The organism is Streptomyces massasporeus, assembly GCF_014648995.1.
In the GTDB taxonomy this organism is placed as follows: domain Bacteria; phylum Actinomycetota; class Actinomycetes; order Streptomycetales; family Streptomycetaceae; genus Streptomyces; species Streptomyces massasporeus.
This window is the reverse complement of sequence record NZ_BMSE01000028.1, coordinates 35,240-50,725: the sequence shown is the minus strand read 5'-3', so window position 1 is coordinate 50,725 and position 15,486 is coordinate 35,240. Positions and strand designations below refer to the sequence as shown.

16 protein-coding genes are annotated in these 15,486 nt (G+C 70.6%); 14 read left to right on the top strand and 2 right to left on the bottom strand.

Going from position 1 to position 15,486, the window contains the following annotated elements:
- Nucleotides 1-33 precede the first annotated feature (33 nt).
- Nucleotides 34-2,481: a [protein-PII] uridylyltransferase gene (locus tag IE153_RS37825; protein WP_189594213.1), complete on the top strand. Its 2,448-nt coding sequence runs from the start codon at nucleotides 34-36 to the stop codon at nucleotides 2,479-2,481.
- A gap of 81 nt (nucleotides 2,482-2,562) precedes the next feature.
- Entirely contained in the window at nucleotides 2,563-4,113 is a 1,551-nt protein-coding gene (ffh, locus tag IE153_RS37820; protein ID WP_189594212.1) for a signal recognition particle protein, read from the top strand.
- Between the two features lie 78 nt (nucleotides 4,114-4,191).
- On the opposite strand, the gene IE153_RS37815 is transcribed toward ffh, so the two are convergent.
- Both IE153_RS37815 and IE153_RS37810 read right to left on the bottom strand, forming a co-directional pair.
- Nucleotides 4,192-4,794, bottom strand: a complete 603-nt coding sequence (locus IE153_RS37815) for a hypothetical protein (protein WP_189594211.1) — start codon at nucleotides 4,792-4,794, stop codon at nucleotides 4,192-4,194.
- A 136-nt stretch (nucleotides 4,795-4,930) separates the two neighbouring features.
- Nucleotides 4,931-5,785, bottom strand: coding sequence for a methyltransferase domain-containing protein (locus tag IE153_RS37810; RefSeq protein WP_189594210.1), 855 nt, complete (start codon nucleotides 5,783-5,785; stop codon nucleotides 4,931-4,933).
- A gap of 199 nt (nucleotides 5,786-5,984) precedes the next feature.
- Between IE153_RS37810 and proS the strand changes: the two genes are divergently transcribed.
- The 12 genes from proS (at nucleotide 5,985) to IE153_RS37750 (ending at nucleotide 15,437) form a co-directional block, all read left to right on the top strand.
- Nucleotides 5,985-7,400, top strand: a complete 1,416-nt coding sequence (proS, locus tag IE153_RS37805; protein ID WP_189594209.1) for a proline--tRNA ligase — start codon at nucleotides 5,985-5,987, stop codon at nucleotides 7,398-7,400.
- A 365-nt stretch (nucleotides 7,401-7,765) separates the two neighbouring features.
- Complete coding sequence (locus tag IE153_RS37800; RefSeq protein ID WP_031107038.1) at nucleotides 7,766-8,368, top strand: hypothetical protein; 603 nt, start codon at nucleotides 7,766-7,768, stop codon at nucleotides 8,366-8,368.
- A 295-nt stretch (nucleotides 8,369-8,663) separates the two neighbouring features.
- Nucleotides 8,664-9,083 (top strand): 30S ribosomal protein S16, encoded by a 420-nt coding sequence (gene rpsP, locus IE153_RS37795; RefSeq protein WP_010044494.1) that lies wholly within the window; start codon nucleotides 8,664-8,666, stop codon nucleotides 9,081-9,083.
- 2 nt (nucleotides 9,084-9,085) lie between these two features.
- On the top strand, nucleotides 9,086-9,325 hold the full coding sequence (locus IE153_RS37790; protein WP_031107040.1) for an RNA-binding protein: 240 nt from the start codon (nucleotides 9,086-9,088) through the stop codon (nucleotides 9,323-9,325).
- A gap of 82 nt (nucleotides 9,326-9,407) precedes the next feature.
- Nucleotides 9,408-9,968, top strand: coding sequence for a ribosome maturation factor RimM (gene rimM, locus IE153_RS37785; RefSeq protein ID WP_189594208.1), 561 nt, complete (start codon nucleotides 9,408-9,410; stop codon nucleotides 9,966-9,968).
- The gene (gene trmD, locus IE153_RS37780; RefSeq protein WP_189594207.1) at nucleotides 9,968-10,801 is read left to right on the top strand and encodes a tRNA (guanosine(37)-N1)-methyltransferase TrmD; all 834 of its coding nucleotides are present in this window, start codon (nucleotides 9,968-9,970) and stop codon (nucleotides 10,799-10,801) included. Before rimM ends, trmD begins: the two co-directional genes overlap by 1 nt.
- A gap of 136 nt (nucleotides 10,802-10,937) precedes the next feature.
- The gene (gene rplS / locus IE153_RS37775; RefSeq protein ID WP_030852073.1) at nucleotides 10,938-11,288 is read left to right on the top strand and encodes a 50S ribosomal protein L19; all 351 of its coding nucleotides are present in this window, start codon (nucleotides 10,938-10,940) and stop codon (nucleotides 11,286-11,288) included.
- A gap of 45 nt (nucleotides 11,289-11,333) precedes the next feature.
- Nucleotides 11,334-12,059 (top strand): signal peptidase I, encoded by a 726-nt coding sequence (gene lepB, locus IE153_RS37770; protein WP_189594206.1) that lies wholly within the window; start codon nucleotides 11,334-11,336, stop codon nucleotides 12,057-12,059.
- The gene (lepB, locus tag IE153_RS37765) at nucleotides 12,052-13,146 is read left to right on the top strand and encodes a signal peptidase I (protein WP_189594205.1); all 1,095 of its coding nucleotides are present in this window, start codon (nucleotides 12,052-12,054) and stop codon (nucleotides 13,144-13,146) included. The genes lepB (IE153_RS37770) and lepB (IE153_RS37765) overlap by 8 nt, the downstream gene beginning before the upstream one ends.
- Nucleotides 13,034-13,903 carry a signal peptidase I gene (gene lepB / locus IE153_RS37760; RefSeq protein ID WP_189594204.1) on the top strand — a complete coding sequence of 290 codons (870 nt, stop codon included), beginning with the start codon at nucleotides 13,034-13,036 and terminating at the stop codon, nucleotides 13,901-13,903. Before lepB (IE153_RS37765) ends, lepB (IE153_RS37760) begins: the two co-directional genes overlap by 113 nt.
- A gap of 237 nt (nucleotides 13,904-14,140) precedes the next feature.
- On the top strand, nucleotides 14,141-14,923 hold the full coding sequence (gene lepB, locus IE153_RS37755) for a signal peptidase I (RefSeq protein ID WP_189594203.1): 783 nt from the start codon (nucleotides 14,141-14,143) through the stop codon (nucleotides 14,921-14,923).
- Nucleotides 14,913-15,437 (top strand): NUDIX hydrolase, encoded by a 525-nt coding sequence (locus IE153_RS37750; protein WP_189594202.1) that lies wholly within the window; start codon nucleotides 14,913-14,915, stop codon nucleotides 15,435-15,437. Before lepB (IE153_RS37755) ends, IE153_RS37750 begins: the two co-directional genes overlap by 11 nt.
- The last annotated feature ends 49 nt before the right edge of the window (nucleotides 15,438-15,486 follow it).

Here is a 15,486-nt window from a genome sequence, read left to right as displayed (position 1 = left end):
CGCTGAGCAGACGAACGGAACAGGAGCCACTGGGTGACGGGTACGGACGTGCAGAAGGAAGCAGAGGACTCGGGACCCAGCGGCTACGCGGCGGCCCGGCTGCGTCTCCTCACCGAGGAGACGCGGTCCGGGCCGCCGCGCCGTGCGGCCCTGGCCGAACTGACGGACGACTGGCTCACCGGCCTGTTCGCCGCGGGCGCCGAGGGGCTGCGCGGAGCCTCCCTCGTCGCCGTCGGCGGCTACGGGCGCGGTGAGCTGTCCCCGCGCAGCGACCTCGACCTGCTCCTGCTGCACGACGGTGGCGACACCAAGGCGGTCGCGGCCCTCGCCGACCGGCTCTGGTACCCCGTCTGGGACCTGGGTCTGGACCTCGACCACTCCGTCCGCACGCCCGCCGAGGCCCGCAAGACCGCCGGCGAGGACCTCAAGGTGCAGCTCGGCCTGCTGGACGCCCGGCACATCGCCGGAGACCTCGGCCTCACCGCGTCGCTGCGCACGGCCATCCTGGCCGACTGGCGCAACCAGGCGCCCAAGCGCCTCCCCGAACTCCAGGAACTGTGCGCCGAACGCGCCGAGCGCCAGGGCGAGTTGCAGTACCTGCTGGAACCCGACCTGAAGGAGGCCCGCGGCGGGCTGCGGGACGCCACCGCGCTGCGGGCCGTCGCCGCCTCCTGGCTCGCCGACGCCCCGCGCGAGGGCCTCGCCGACGCCCGGCGCCGGCTCCTCGACGTCCGGGACGCCCTGCACCTGACCACCGGGCGCGCCACCGACCGGCTCGCCCTCCAGGAGCAGGACCAGGTCGCCGCCGAGCTCGGCCTGCTCGACGCGGACACCCTGCTGCGGCAGGTCTACGAGGCCGCGCGGCTCGTCTCGTACGCCAGTGACGTCACCTGGCGCGAGGTGGGGCGCGTCCTGCGGTCACGCGCCGTGCGGCCCCGGCTGCGCGCCATGCTGGGCGGCGGGAAACCGGCCGGCGAGCGTTCCCCGCTGGCCGAGGGCGTGGTGGAGCAGGACGGCGAGGTGGTGCTCGCCCGTGCCGCGCGCCCCGAGCGCGACCCCGTGCTGCCGTTGCGCGCCGCGGCCGCCGCCGCGCAGGCCGGACTCCCGCTCTCCCTGCACGCCGTACGGCGCCTGGCGGCCACCGTGCGCCCGCTGCCCACGCCCTGGCCCGCCGAGGCACGCGAACAGCTCGTCACCCTGCTCGGCTCGGGACGCCCCACCATCGAGGTGTGGGAGGCGCTGGAGGCCGAGGGGCTGATCACCCGGCTGCTGCCCGACTGGGAGCGGGTCCGCTGCCGCCCGCAGCGCAACGCCGTGCACCTGTGGACCGTCGACCGGCACCTGATCGAGACCGCGGTGCGCGCCTCCGGGTTCACCCGCCGGGTCAGCCGCCCCGACCTGCTGCTGGTCGCCGCGCTGCTGCACGACATCGGCAAGGGCTGGCCCGGCGACCACTCCGTGGCCGGCGAGATCATCGCCAAGGACGTGGCCGCCCGGATCGGCTTCGACCGCCACGACGTGACCGTCGTCGCCACCCTCGTACGGCACCACCTGCTGCTCATCGACACCGCCACGCGGCGCGACCTGGAGGACCCGGCCACCGTGCGCTCCGTCGCCGAGGCCGTCGGCTCCCAGGGCACCCTGGAGCTGCTGCACGCGCTCACCGAGGCCGACGCGCTCGCCACCGGCCCGGCCGCCTGGTCGTCCTGGCGCGGCTCGCTCGTCGCCGACCTGGTCAAACGGGTCTCGGCGGTGCTCGCGGGCGACGCCCCGGACGAACCCGAGGAGGCCGCGCCGACCGCCGAGCAGGAGCGGCTCGCCCTGGAGGCGGCGGCGACGGGCAGCCCGGTGCTCTCGCTGCGGGCCCAGACCGAGCCGCCCGCCGGACAGGAGCCGTCCGGCGACCCCGAGCCGCTCGGTGTGGAGCTGCTCATCGCCGTACCCGACCAGCCCGGGGTGCTGCCCGCGGTGGCCGGTGTCCTCGCCATGCACCGGCTGACCGTCCGCACCGCCGAGCTGCGCTCCCTGTACCTCCCGGACGGCGTCGACGGCTCCGTCCTGCTGCTGGACTGGCGGGTCGCCGCCGAGTACGGCTCGCTGCCGCAGGCCGCCCGGCTGCGCTCGGACCTGGTCCGGGCCCTCGACGGCTCCCTGGACATCGCCGGCCGCCTCGCCGAACGGGACGCGGCCTATCCGCGCCGCCGGGGCGTGGTCGCCCCCGCGGCCCGGGTGTCCGTCCACCCGGCCGCCTCCCGGCTGGCCACGGTCATCGAGGTCCGCTCCCAGGACGCCCCCGGCCTGCTGTTCCGCATCGGGCAGGCCCTGGAGGACGCGAGTGTGCAGGTGCGCAGCGCGCATGTCTCGACACTCGGCGCCAACGCCGTCGACGCCTTCTACGTGACCGGCCCGGAGGGTGCGCCGCTGCCCGGGGACGAGGCGGCGTCGGTGGCGCGGAAGCTGGAGGAGACACTGCGTGGGTGAGGCCGACCCGGCGACTTGTCACGCCGGGATACCCTGGAGGGCGATTCCCTGTAGCCACCAACCCTGAGGACCGCGAGCGCCGTGTTCGATACTCTTTCCGATCGCCTCTCAGCGACCTTCAAGAACCTGCGCGGCAAGGGACGGCTCTCCGAGGCGGACATCGACGCCACGGCGCGCGAGATCCGGATCGCGCTCCTCGAGGCGGACGTGGCGCTTCCCGTCGTCCGGACGTTCATCAAGAACGTCAAGGAGCGCGCCCTCGGCGCCGAGGTCAGCAAGGCGCTGAACCCCGCCCAGCAGGTCCTCAAGATCGTCAACGACGAGCTCGTCACCATTCTCGGCGGCGAGACCAGGCGTCTGCGCTTCGCCAAGCAGCCGCCCACCGTGATCATGCTGGCAGGTCTGCAGGGTGCCGGTAAGACCACCCTCGCGGGCAAGCTCGGCCGCTGGCTGAAGGAGCAGGGCCACTCGCCGCTGCTGGTCGCCTGTGACCTCCAGCGCCCCAACGCCGTGAACCAGCTCAGCGTCGTCGCCGACCGCGCGGGCGTCAGCGTCTACGCCCCCGAGCCCGGCAACGGCGTCGGTGACCCGGTCAAGGTCGCCAAGGACTCCATCGAGCACGCCAAGTCCAAGGTCCACGACATCGTGATCGTGGACACCGCCGGCCGCCTCGGCATCGACCAGGAGATGATGCAGCAGGCCGCGGACATCCGCGACGCCGTCTCCCCGGACGAGATCCTGTTCGTCGTCGACGCGATGATCGGCCAGGACGCCGTCAACACGGCCGAGGCCTTCCGCGACGGCGTCGGCTTCGACGGCGTGGTGCTCTCCAAGCTCGACGGTGACGCCCGCGGTGGTGCCGCCCTGTCGATCCGGCAGATCACCGGCAAGCCGATCATGTTCGCGTCGAACGGCGAGAAGCTCGACGACTTCGACGCGTTCCACCCTGACCGGATGGCCTCCCGCATCCTCGACATGGGTGACCTCCTCACCCTGATCGAGCAGGCGGAGAAGACGTTCAGCCAGGAAGAGGCCGAGAAGATGGCCTCCAAGCTGGCGTCCAAGAAGGGCCAGGACTTCACCCTGGACGACTTCCTGGCCCAGATGGAGCAGGTCCGCAAGATGGGCTCCATCTCCAAGCTGCTCGGCATGCTCCCGGGCATGGGCCAGATGAAGGACCAGATCAACAACCTCGACGAGCGGGACGTCGACCGCACGGCCGCCATCATCAAGTCGATGACTCCGGCCGAGCGCCAGGAGCCGACGATCATCAACGGCTCGCGCCGCGCCCGTATCGCCCGGGGTTCCGGCGTCGAGGTCAGCGCGGTCAAGAACCTGGTCGAGCGGTTCTTCGAGGCCCGCAAGATGATGTCCCGCATGGCCCAGGGCGGCGGCATGCCGGGGATGCCGGGGATGCCGGGCATGGGCGGCGGCCCCGGCCGCACCAAGAAGCAGCCGAAGAAGGCCAAGGGCAAGCAGCGCTCCGGCAACCCGATGAAGCGCAAGCAGCAGGAGCAGGAGGAGGCCGCCCGCCGGGCCGCAGCGGCCGAGGGCGGCGGCGCCTTCGGACTGCCGCAGCAGGGCGGCAAGGACTTCGAACTCCCCGACGAGTTCAAGAAGTTCATGGGCTGACGCCCCGTCCGAACCGCACTGAGGGCGCCCCCTTGTGTCAGAGGGGGCGCCCTCAGTGGTGTGCCGGCGGCTCGTAGGTCAGCCGTTCGGGAACTTCCAGATGTACGGCTCGCCGTCCTCCTCGGCCCAGTGGACCTCGACGCTCTTGGCGTTCGCGGGGATCACGTACGTCTCGCAGAAGACATGGCTCTCGCCCTGCTTCCAGCTGTCGACGTCGTACGGATCCTCGCAGCCCGCCGCGTCCTCGGTGGCGCCGATGAGGACGGTGCCGCGCTGCCCGTCGGCGAAGACCGTGGTGCCGTCGTGCACATCGGAACCGTCGGTGAGGGCGGGCCCGCTCTTGTGCGTGTACTTCAGGTGCGCGACGGCCAGCACCTTGCCCTTGACCTTGTCGGGCTCCGAGACGACCTTCGCCGCCTCCGCCTCGGTGCCCACGTCGACCTTCTGTGCCAGGACCTCGTAGGTGACCTCGCCCGGGTCCTCCGCGACCTTGCCCGTCGCGCTCTCGCCGGCCCCCATCTCGCCGCCGGAGGTGGGCTCCGGCGACGGCGAGGCCTTGGCCTGGGCGCTGCCCGTGCTCTTCGCGTCGGCGGTGTCGTCGCCACCCCCGCAGGCGGTGAGCGTCAGAGCGAGGACGGCGACGGGCGCGACGAGGCGCAGCGCGGTCTGGTGGTGCGGCACAGCAGCTCCTGTATGCAGATGTGTAGGTTCCCCGAGCGGTGGATCACATTAGGCGTTCATGATCCACTTGGTGAAACCAAAAGCACCCCATGGTGCCTTCTTCACACTGTTCACACCTGCATCGAAAACGCGTTCGTCAGGGTGTCCGGGCGATCAGGTACCGGAACACGTTCGGCATCCACACCGTCCCGTCCTGCCGCTGGTGCGGATGCAGGGCCTCGGTCAGCTCCTTGTCCACCTGCACCTGGTCCGTCGCCGTCATCGCCGCGTCGAACAGTCCCGTCGATTTCAGGCCGCGTACCGCGCTGTCCACGTCGGCGTATCCGAAGGGGCACGCCACCCGCCCCGACCCGTCCGGCTTGAGACCGGCCCGCTGGGCGACGTCCTCCAGGTCGTCGCGGCAGGCCGGACGCCAGCTGCCCGAATGGCGCAGTGGCTCCGCCAGTTTCGTGGCCACCCGCATCACGGACGCCGTGGCACACCGCTCCGGCGGACCCCAGCCGGCCAGCACCACGGCCGCACCGCGCTGGGCGAGCGGTGCCGCCTCCGCGAGCAGCCCGCCCAGCCCCTCCGAGTCGCCCGCGAGGCACCCGATCGGTTCGAAGGCGGTCACCAGGGTGTACCCCGAAGCGCCCGGCACCGCTGTGTCCCGGGGAGAGCCGTCGACCAGCCGGATGTCCGGCCGCGCACGCGTGCCCGGCGTCTCGGGCAGCAGCCGCTCCCGTGCCAGGGTCATTCTTTCGGGGGAGACGTCGACACCGGTGACCGACGCTCCCCGGGCGGCGGCCATCAGCAGGGAGAGCCCGGAACCGCAGCCGAGGCCGAGCAGCCGCGTGGCGGGACCCACTTCCAGTCGCTCGTAGACGGCCTCGTAGAGCGGTACGAGCATCCGCTCCTGGATCTCGGACCAGTCACGCGCGCGTGCACGCAGGTCCACGCGGGGTTTGGCCCCCGCGTGAGGCAGGTGCTGCCGCACGAGCGTAGGTGTCATAAGTAAGCGCCCCAATCCGCCGAGAGTTGCCTCTTGCCCGATTCCATGGCCCCCGTGACAGTGCGCTCGCACTACCCCCGTATGCCAGGAAACTCCCCCCTCGACCTGTCGTCCAGTGGAATGCGGCAGGGCTTGTGAGTTGTCATGTGCCTATGGCGAGATTTCACATTCCGGCAACGTGGGCCCGTACCATCCCGTCATGACCAAGGCACCCGTTCTCACCCCCCGGGCGGACGATTTCCCGCGCTGGTACCAGGACTTGATCACCAAGGCGGAGCTCGCCGACAACGGTCCGGTGCGCGGCACCATGGTCATCCGACCGTACGGATACGGGCTGTGGGAGCGGATGCAGGCGGAGATGGACGCCCGCATCAAGGAGACGGGCACCCAGAACGCGTACTTCCCGCTGCTGATCCCCGAGTCGTACCTCGCGAGGGAGGCCGACCACGTCGAGGGGTTCGCGCCCGAGCTGGCCGTGGTCACCCACGGCGGCGGCAAGGAGCTCGAAGAGCCGGCCGTGGTCCGTCCCACCTCCGAGATGATCGTCAACGAGTACTTCTCGAAGTGGGTCCAGAGCCACCGTGACCTGCCGTTGCTCATCAACCAGTGGGCGAACGTGGTGCGCTGGGAACTGCGTCCCCGTCTGTTCCTGCGGACGTCCGAGTTCCTCTGGCAGGAGGGCCACACCGCGCACGCCACGTACGAGGAGGCGCGCGCGTTCGCCGCGCGCATTCACCGGCGGGTCTACGAGGACTTCATGCTGAACGTCCTCGCGATGGACGTCGTCCCCGGCCGCAAGACCGTCCGGGAGCGGTTCGCGGGCGCCGTCAACACGCTCACACTCGAAGGCATGATGGGCGACGGCAAGGCCCTGCAGATGGCCACGAGCCACGAACTGGGCCAGAACTTCGCGAAGGCCTTCAACACCCGGTACCTGTCCAAGGAGGGCCGGCAGGAGCTGGTCTGGCAGACCTCCTGGGGCTCCACCACCCGCATGATCGGCGCCCTGGTGATGATGCACGGCGACGACGACGGCCTGCGCGTCCCGCCCCGGCTGGCACAGATCCAGGCCGTCGTGCTCGCGATCAAGGGCGAGGAAGCGGTTCTGGCCACGGTCCGCGAGCTCGGCGACCGGCTGAAGGCGGCCGGTGTCCGTGTCCACGTCGACGACCGCACCGACACCCCGTTCGGCCGCCGCGCGGTCGACTGGGAGCTCAAGGGCGTGCCCGTCCGCATCGAGATCGGCCCGCGGGACCTGGAGAACGGCACCGCGATGCTGGCCCGCCGCATCCCCGGCGGCAAGGAGCCGGTGGCACTGGACGCTCTGGCCGGGCTGCTCCCCGGGATCCTCGAGGAGGACCAGGCGACGCTGCTCCGGCAGTCCCGCGAGCGCCGCGAGTCCCGTACGACGGAGGTCTCCACCTTCGAGGAGGCCGTCGAGGCGGCCACCGCCGGCGGCTGGGCGCGCATCCCCTGGGCCGCGCTCGGCGAGGAGGGCGAGTCCAAGCTCGCCGATCACGCGGTGACCGTACGGTGTCTGGTCGCCGAGGACGGGTCGGTGCCGGACGCCGACGACGCGCCCGGTAACGTCGCGGTCGTCGCACGCGCTTACTGAGGTGGGGCACGCGCTTACCGGGGTGGGGCAGGCGCTTGCCCTGTGGGACAGGCGCTTGCCGTGTGAGGCGCGAGGCGACCGAAACACCTCTTGCGCATCAGCGGACCCCTGCCCACCCGGCGCGCGGACAGGGTCTACGCGCCGACCGAGAGGGTGGCCCGAAGGGCCTCGGTTGAGGGTGGTGGCGGGAGACGGGCGGGCGTACGCGGGACTACGCACCACCTTGTGGTGAGCTGTGAGGCTTATCCACAGATCTGCGCACCCGCCCTCGTCGGGACGCATGAGAGGCAACTGACGGGTACGTGCAAATTATTTGGGATGGCCCGGAATCGGAACACTGGGGCACCCCGGCTCGTTGTCATTACGTGAGCACGACACAGACACCACCTGTACTCGCCGCAGAGCTGGCACAGGCGTGGGCCGATATTCAGCGGTACCACCCCGAGCTGCCCGACCTTGCCGCGCCAGAGTCCCTGATCGGGGAGTCGTCGTCCGCGTGCGGTCACGAGCTCTCCTTCGAGCGACTGCTCCATGAGGCAGTCCATGGCATCGCCGCCTCGCGCGGCGTCCGCGACACCTCCCGTGCCGGCCGCTACCACAACCGCAGATTCCTCGCGATCGCCGAGGAGCTGGGCCTGGACCACCCCGAGGAACCGCATCCCAGCAGCGGCTTCTCCCTGGTCACGCTCACCCCCGAGGCGAAGCGGCGTTACCGCCCGACGATGGAGCGTCTCCAGCGCGCCCTGAAGGCACACACCGCCGCGACCTCGTCCGACACCTCCCGCACCTTCCGGGGGCCGGCCGCCCGGCACGGCTCCTCCGGTGGCGGCGTACGCGTCAAGGCCGTCTGCGACTGCGGACGCAACGTCCGCGTCGTCCCGTCGGTCCTCGCCCAGGCCCCCATCGTCTGCGGCGGCTGCGGCAAGCCGTTCCGGATCCCGGACGTCGTGGGAGCGGTAGCGAGCTGACGCCCCGCGCACCGGCAACTCGTGGCTGCCGGTCCGTGGCGCAGGGCTCGGGCCGTGACGCGCACCCGACGTGCCCCACCCACGCCGGGTGCGCTCTCGGCATGCCCGCAGGGCGCTCCGGGCCCGGGCCCGGAGCGCCCTGCGGGGTGTGGCACAATGGCTAGCTGTACTCGACAGCCGCACAGGAACCCTCTCGCCTCCGGCTGACGCGTCCATCGGGCACTCGGGTACCGCAAATCCCCACGCGGCATTTCCGCCGTGCCCAACCACGTCAAAACCAGGAGAACCCACTCCCGTGGCAGTCAAGATCAAGCTGAAGCGTCTGGGCAAGATCCGTTCGCCTCACTACCGCATCGTCGTCGCCGACTCCCGTACCCGCCGTGACGGCCGGGCCATCGAGGAGATCGGCAAGTACCACCCGACGTACAACCCGTCGGTGATCGAGGTCGACGCCGAGCGTGTGGCGTACTGGCTCGGTGTCGGCGCCCAGCCGACCGAGCCCGTGATGGCCATCCTCAAGAAGACCGGCGACTGGCAGAAGTTCAAGGGCGAGCCCGCCCCGGCTCCGCTGCTGACGCAGCCCGAGAAGGCCGCGCGCCCGTCGTTCGAGGCCATCGGCGGCGACGACGAGGGCAAGGGTGAGGCGATCACCCAGAAGAAGAAGGCTGAGAAGAAGGACGAGGCGGCCGCCGAGTCCGCTTCGACCGAGGCCTGAGCATGCTCGAGGAGGCTCTCGAGCACCTCGTGAAGGGCATCGTCGACAACCCTGACGATGTGCAGGTCGCCTCGCGCAACCTGCGCCGCGGGCAAGTGCTCGAGGTCCGGGTCCACCCGGACGACCTCGGCAAGGTGATCGGCCGCAACGGCCGCACCGCACGCGCCCTGCGCACCGTCGTGGGCGCCATCGGCGGTCGCGGCATCCGCGTCGACCTCGTCGACGTGGACCACGTCCGCTGACGCTTATCGCGCAACCGGCTCGGGCCGGGGAAGGCCTGAGGGCCGTCCCCGGCCCGCAGTCGTATGACAGGAGATTGCACACGTGCAGCTGGTAGTCGCACGGATCGGCCGTGCCCATGGCATCAAGGGTGAGGTCACCGTCGAGGTACGGACCGACGAGCCGGAGCTGAGGCTCGGCCCCGGTGCCGTACTCACCACCGATCCCGCCACCGTGGGACCGCTCACCATCGAGACCGGCCGCGTCCACAGCGGCCGCCTCCTGCTGCGCTTCGAGGGCGTCAGCGACCGCAGCGGCGCCGAAGCCCTGCGCAACACCCTCCTGATCGCCGAGATCGACCCGGAGGAACTGCCCGAGGGCGAGGACGAGTACTACGACCACCAGCTCATGGACCTCGACGTGGTCACCGCGGACGGCACCGAGGTCGGCCGGATCACGGAGATCTCCCACCTGCCCTCGCAGGACCTGTTCATCGTCGAGCGCCCCGACGGCAGCGAGGTGATGATCCCCTTCGTCGAGGAGATCGTCACCGAGATCGACCTCGAGGAGCAGAAGGCCGTCATCAACCCGCCGCCGGGCCTGATCGACGACCGCGCCGAGATCGCCTCCAGCCGGGACGACTCCTCCGGTCAGGAAGAGTCGTAATGCGCCTCGACGTCGTCACGATCTTCCCCGAGTACCTGGAACCGCTGAACGTCTCCCTCGTCGGCAAGGCACGCGCGCGTGGACAGCTGAACGTGCACGTCCACGACTTGCGTTCCTGGACCTACGACCGGCACAACACCGTCGACGACACCCCGTACGGCGGCGGCCCCGGCATGGTCATGAAGACCGACCCGTGGGGTGACGCACTGGACTCCGTCCTGGCCGACGGCTACGAGACGGGCTCCCGGGCGCCCGCCCTCATCGTCCCCACCCCCAGCGGCCGTCCCTTCACCCAGGAACTCGCCGTCCAGCTCTCCGAGCGTCCCTGGCTGATCTTCACCCCGGCCCGCTACGAGGGCATCGACCGCCGCGTCGTCGACGAGTACGCGACCCGGATGCCGGTCTACGAGGTGTCCATCGGCGACTACGTCCTGGCCGGCGGCGAGGCGGCCGTCCTCGTCGTCACGGAGGCCGTGGCGCGGCTGCTGCCCGGGGTCCTGGGCAACGCCGAGTCCCACCGCGACGACTCCTTCGCGCCCGGCGCCATGGCGAGCCTGCTGGAGGGGCCCGTCTACACCAAGCCGCCCGAGTGGCGCGGCCGGGACATCCCCGAGGTGCTCCTCAGCGGCCACCACGGCAAGATCGCCCGCTGGCGCCGCGACGAGGCCCTGAAGCGCACGACCGCCCACCGGCCCGACCTCATCGAGCGGTGCGACCCCAAGGCCTTCGACAAGAAGGACCGCGAGATGCTCTCCATCCTGGGCTGGGCACCCGACCCGGCGGGGGAGCCGTACGGCCGATTTTGGCGCAGGACCGACGGCGTGGAAGAATAGCGAGCTGTTGTGCGTCCGTCCGGCGTGCGCCCCTGCCACAGGGGGAGACGACGTCCGTCCCGACCCGCACACACCTGATCCCGAAACACCTAGTTTCCGTTGATGACCTGTGGCATCAGCGAGGAAAGCAGACGAAATGTCTCACCTGCTCGACACCGTCGACTCCGCGTCGCTGCGCAGCGACGTCCCCGCCTTCCGTCCGGGCGACACCGTCAACGTCCACGTCCGCGTCATCGAGGGCAACCGCTCCCGTGTGCAGCAGTTCAAGGGCGTTGTGATCCGTCGCCAGGGCTCCGGCGTGCGCGAGACCTTCACGGTCCGCAAGGTCTCCTTCTCCGTCGGCGTCGAGCGCACCTTCCCGGTGCACACCCCGATCGTGGAGAAGATCGAGCTCGTCACCAAGGGTGACGTCCGCCGCGCCAAGCTGTACTACCTGCGCGAGCTGCGCGGCAAGGCCGCGAAGATCAAGGAGAAGCGCGAGAACTGAGCGCTCTCCGGGGTTCACGTCGGGGCCGGATAGCATCTGGCTCCGATGGACACCGAAGCACAGCCGACGGAGCGCGACCGCTCCTCCCGCCCTTCCGGTTCCGAGGGAACGACCTCGGAACCCGCAGGGCCGGAGGACCGGTCGCGTTTCGCGTTGGTCTCGCGCCTCAGCGCCCACGTCCCGGGCGGCCGGATCACTCTCACCCTGCTGGTCTGCCTGTTGTTCCTGCTGTCGCTCAGCACGTTCGTGGTGCGCCCGTTCCAGATCCCCAGCGGATCCATGGAGCAGGCATTGAGGATCGGGGACCGGGTTCTCGTAAATAAGTTGGCGTACCGTTTCGGTGCCGCGCCGCAGCGGGGAGACATCGTCGTGTTCGACGGGACCGGGTACTTCGGGCACGCGGACTACATCAAACGCGTTGTCGGCGTGGGGGGAGACCACGTGGTCTGCTGCGACAGGGAGGGGAGAATCCAGGTGAACGGCCGGCCGGTCGACGAGTCGGGCTTCCTGTATCCCGGCGACAGCCCGTCCGCTGTGCCCTTCGACGTCGTCGTGCCCCGCGGCGCCCTCTTCGTCCTCGGCGACCACCGCGGCGACTCCAGCGACTCCCGCGACCACCTCGGCTCGCCGGGCGGCGGCATGATCCCCGTCGACGACGTGATCGGCCGCGCCGACTGGATCATCTGGCCCTTCGGCCACGCCACCGGACTGCACCGCCCCGACGCCTACGCGCGCGTGCCCGCCGCCGGAAAGGCGGGCGCCCATGGGTAACCGCGGCAAACCGCGCGGCGTCCCTGCGGGCCCCGCGGAGAACCTGCTGCCCACCGGCGTCCGGCGCGCCGCCGGCCCCTCGGGAAGCGGCCGTACGCGTGCCGAGCGCCGCAAGCTTCAGCGCAAGGTCAAGCGGCGCCGCAGGCGCGGCGCCGTCAAGGAGATACCCCTCCTCGTGGGCGTCGCCGTCCTGATAGCGCTCGTGCTGAAGACGTTCCTCGTCCAGGCCTTCGTCATCCCGTCCGGCTCCATGGAGCAGACGATCCAGATCGGCGACCGCGTCCTGGTCGACAAGCTCACCCCGTGGTTCGGCTCGAAGCCGCAGCGCGGGGACGTCGTCGTGTTCAAGGACCCCGGCGGCTGGCTGCAGGACGAGCAGCCCACCACGCAGAAGTCGGACCCCGTCGTCATCAAGCAGGTCAAGGAAGGGCTCACCTTCATCGGCCTGTTGCCGTCCGAGAACGAGAAGGACCTCATCAAGCGCGTCGTCGGCGTCGGCGGCGACCGCGTCAAGTGCTGTGACACGCAGGGGCGCGTGACCGTCAACGGCGTCCCGCTCGTCGAGGACTACCTGTATCCCGGCGCCGCCCCGTCCGACACGCCGTTCGACATCACGGTCCCCCAGGGGCGGTTGTGGGTGATGGGCGACCACCGGAACAACTCCGCCGACTCCCGCGCCCACCAGGACACCGACTACGGGGGCACGGTCTCCGAGAGCGAGGTGGTGGGCCGCGCCATGGTCATCGCCTGGCCCTTCGGACACTGGAACATGCTGGAGGAACCGAATACCTACGCTTCCGTGTCCGACTCGGCCCCCGGGTCGACCGCAGCTCCCGAACTGTCGCATAGGGTTGCCTCCTACGGTTCGAACGAGACGATCCAGCTCCCGACCCCTGCGGAACTCCCGCTCGTTATGGGAGTGGTGGGCCTGCGCCGTGTATGGGGCAGGCGGCGGCACAGAGTGAGGAGTTGGCGTGGGGGATGTGGCGGTTGGCGCACGGTCCGGACACGACGGCGAGGAGCATCGCGGACGCCCCGCGGAATCCGCCGTCCCGGCCGCGGACAGCGCCGTGACCTCCGGGAATGACTCCGGGGCAGCCGAGGACGACAGGGTGACGGGCGAGCACACGACAGCCGAGGACCAGGGACCGGGCGGCACGACGCGGACACCGAAGAAGCCGCGCTCCTTCTGGAAGGAGCTGCCGATCCTGATCGGTATCGCGCTGGTGCTGGCGCTGCTGATCAAGACCTTCCTGGTGCAGGCGTTCTCCATCCCCTCCGACTCGATGCAGAACACCCTCCAGCAGGGTGACCGTGTCCTGGTCGACAAGCTCACCCCCTGGTTCGGCTCCGAGCCCGAGCGCGGCGAGGTCGTCGTCTTCCACGACCCCGGCAACTGGCTCAGGGGCGAGCCGACGCCCGACCCCAACGCGCTGCAGACGTTCCTCAGCTGGATCGGCCTGATGCCGTCGGTGGAGGAGAAGGACCTGATCAAGCGGGTGATCGGGGTCGGCGGAGACACGGTCGAGTGCAAGGGGACCGGTCCGCTGAAGGTCAACGGCAAGGCACTGAACGAGCCGTACGTCTTCCCCGGCAACACGCCCTGCTCGAACGACGACCAGGGCGGCCAGTTCAAGGTCAAGGTGCCGCAGGGTTACATCTGGGTCATGGGCGACCACCGGCAGAACTCGCGTGACTCCCGCTACAACCAGGGCGAGAAGTACCACGGCATGGTCCCGGTCAAGGAGGTCGTCGGACGCGCCATCGTGAAGGCCTGGCCGATCGACCGCTGGGGCACGCTGCCCGTGCCCGACACCTTCGACCAGAACGGGCTGAACCCCTGAGTTCTCCGCCTGGATGACCAGGACGGGCTGGACCCCTGAGGTCTGTGCCTGGATGACCAGGGCGTGACAGATCGTCCCCTTCGAAAAGGTGCCTCCGGCACTACGTGTGCCCGACCGTGAACGCGGTGGCCCCCTGGGATCTTCGGACCCGGGGGGCCACCGCGTTTTCCTCGTGGCGCGATCGTGCTTCCTGCGCGGGCTGCCCTTCCCCGGTACCGACGGGTAGGGTGCGGCTCCATGGGTGGTGAGAGCGCGATGCGCACGACCCCGCGCAGCAGCGGGAGCACAGGAGCGGCCCCGGTCGGGAGCCGACTCGGGCAGCGACTGTCGGGACTGATGGTGGGGCTGGGCCTCGTGCTCTTCCTGGGCGGATTCGCCTGGGGAGCGGTGGTCTACCGGCCGTACACCGTGCCCACCAGCTCGATGACCCCGACGATCGACGCGGGCGACCGGATCCTGGCGCAGCGCGTCGACGGCGGCGAGGTGCGCCGCGGTGACGTCGTCGTCTTCAAGGACGCGACGTGGGCCAACGCGCCGATGGTCAAGCGCGTGGTCGCCATCGGCGGCGACACGGTCTCCTGCTGCCAGGAGGGCAAGCTGAAGGTCAACGGCAAGGAGATCGACGAAACGTACCTGCCCCAGGGCACGCCGGCCGAGATGAGCAACTTCCCGACCGTGACCGTCCCCAAGGGCCGGCTGTTCCTGCTCGGTGACGAGCGCGGCAACTCCGTGGACTCCACCGCCCACCTGACCGACGCCGCCAGCGGCACGGTGGCGCGCTCGGCCGTGGACGCCCGTGTCGACTCCGTCGTGTGGCCGATGAAGGGCATGCTGGAGCGCCCCACCGGCTTCGAGCCGCTCGGCGCCCTCTCCTCGCCCGGTCCGCTGCGGACGATCACCCTCCTCGTGATCGCCGGCGCGGTGCTCGTCCTGGGCGGAGGCGCCTACGGGCCCATCGCCAAGCGCACCGGTGCCGCCCGGGCCCGACGGGAGAGCGCGGAGCCCGCAGGTGTCCGCTGAGGCCGTGGGAGCGGGCCAGGACACCTACGAGGGCGGGTTGCGCAAGGTTGCCCGGGTCGTCCTGCTCGACCCGCAGGACCGCATCCTGCTGCTGCACGGGCACGAACCGGACGATCCGGCCGACGACTGGTGGTTCACCCCAGGCGGCGGCGTGGAGGGCGACGAGACCCGTGAACAGGCCGCTCGGCGGGAACTCGCCGAGGAGACGGGCATCACCGGGGTCGAGCTCGGCCCGGTGCTGTGGCGGCGGAGGTGCTCCTTCCCGTTCGCCGGCCGCCGCTGGGACCAGGACGAGTGGTACTACCTGGCCCGTACGGACCGCACGGCGGTGGCCGCCACCGGCCTGACCGAGCTGGAACGGCGCAGTGTCGCCGGAGCGCGCTGGTGGACGTGTCCGGAACTGAGCCGGGCACATGAGACGGTGTATCCGACCAGACTCGCCGGGCTGCTGCGCACGCTGCTCGACGAAGGTCCCCCGGCCAGGCCAGTGATCCTTGACCCGGAAATCGTCTAGGGGCTCACGGGACTGGCGCACAATGGGGGGATCGCACGGCTGAAGGGGA

What these genes read in the sequence shown, in the direction of transcription:
- lepB (WP_189594203.1), top strand. Translation starts at nt 14,141, where the DNA reads ATGGGTGGTGAGAGCGCGATGCGCACGACCCCGCGCAGCAGCGGGAGC.
- rplS (WP_030852073.1), top strand. Translation starts at nt 10,938, where the DNA reads ATGTCTCACCTGCTCGACACCGTCGACTCCGCGTCGCTGCGCAGCGAC.
- trmD (WP_189594207.1), top strand. Translation starts at nt 9,968, where the DNA reads ATGCGCCTCGACGTCGTCACGATCTTCCCCGAGTACCTGGAACCGCTG.
- proS (WP_189594209.1), top strand. Translation starts at nt 5,985, where the DNA reads ATGACCAAGGCACCCGTTCTCACCCCCCGGGCGGACGATTTCCCGCGC.
- IE153_RS37790 (WP_031107040.1), top strand. Translation starts at nt 9,086, where the DNA reads ATGCTCGAGGAGGCTCTCGAGCACCTCGTGAAGGGCATCGTCGACAAC.
- lepB (WP_189594205.1), top strand. Translation starts at nt 12,052, where the DNA reads ATGGGTAACCGCGGCAAACCGCGCGGCGTCCCTGCGGGCCCCGCGGAG.
- IE153_RS37810 (WP_189594210.1), bottom strand. Translation starts at nt 5,785, where the DNA reads ATGACACCTACGCTCGTGCGGCAGCACCTGCCTCACGCGGGGGCCAAA.
- lepB (WP_189594206.1), top strand. Translation starts at nt 11,334, where the DNA reads ATGGACACCGAAGCACAGCCGACGGAGCGCGACCGCTCCTCCCGCCCT.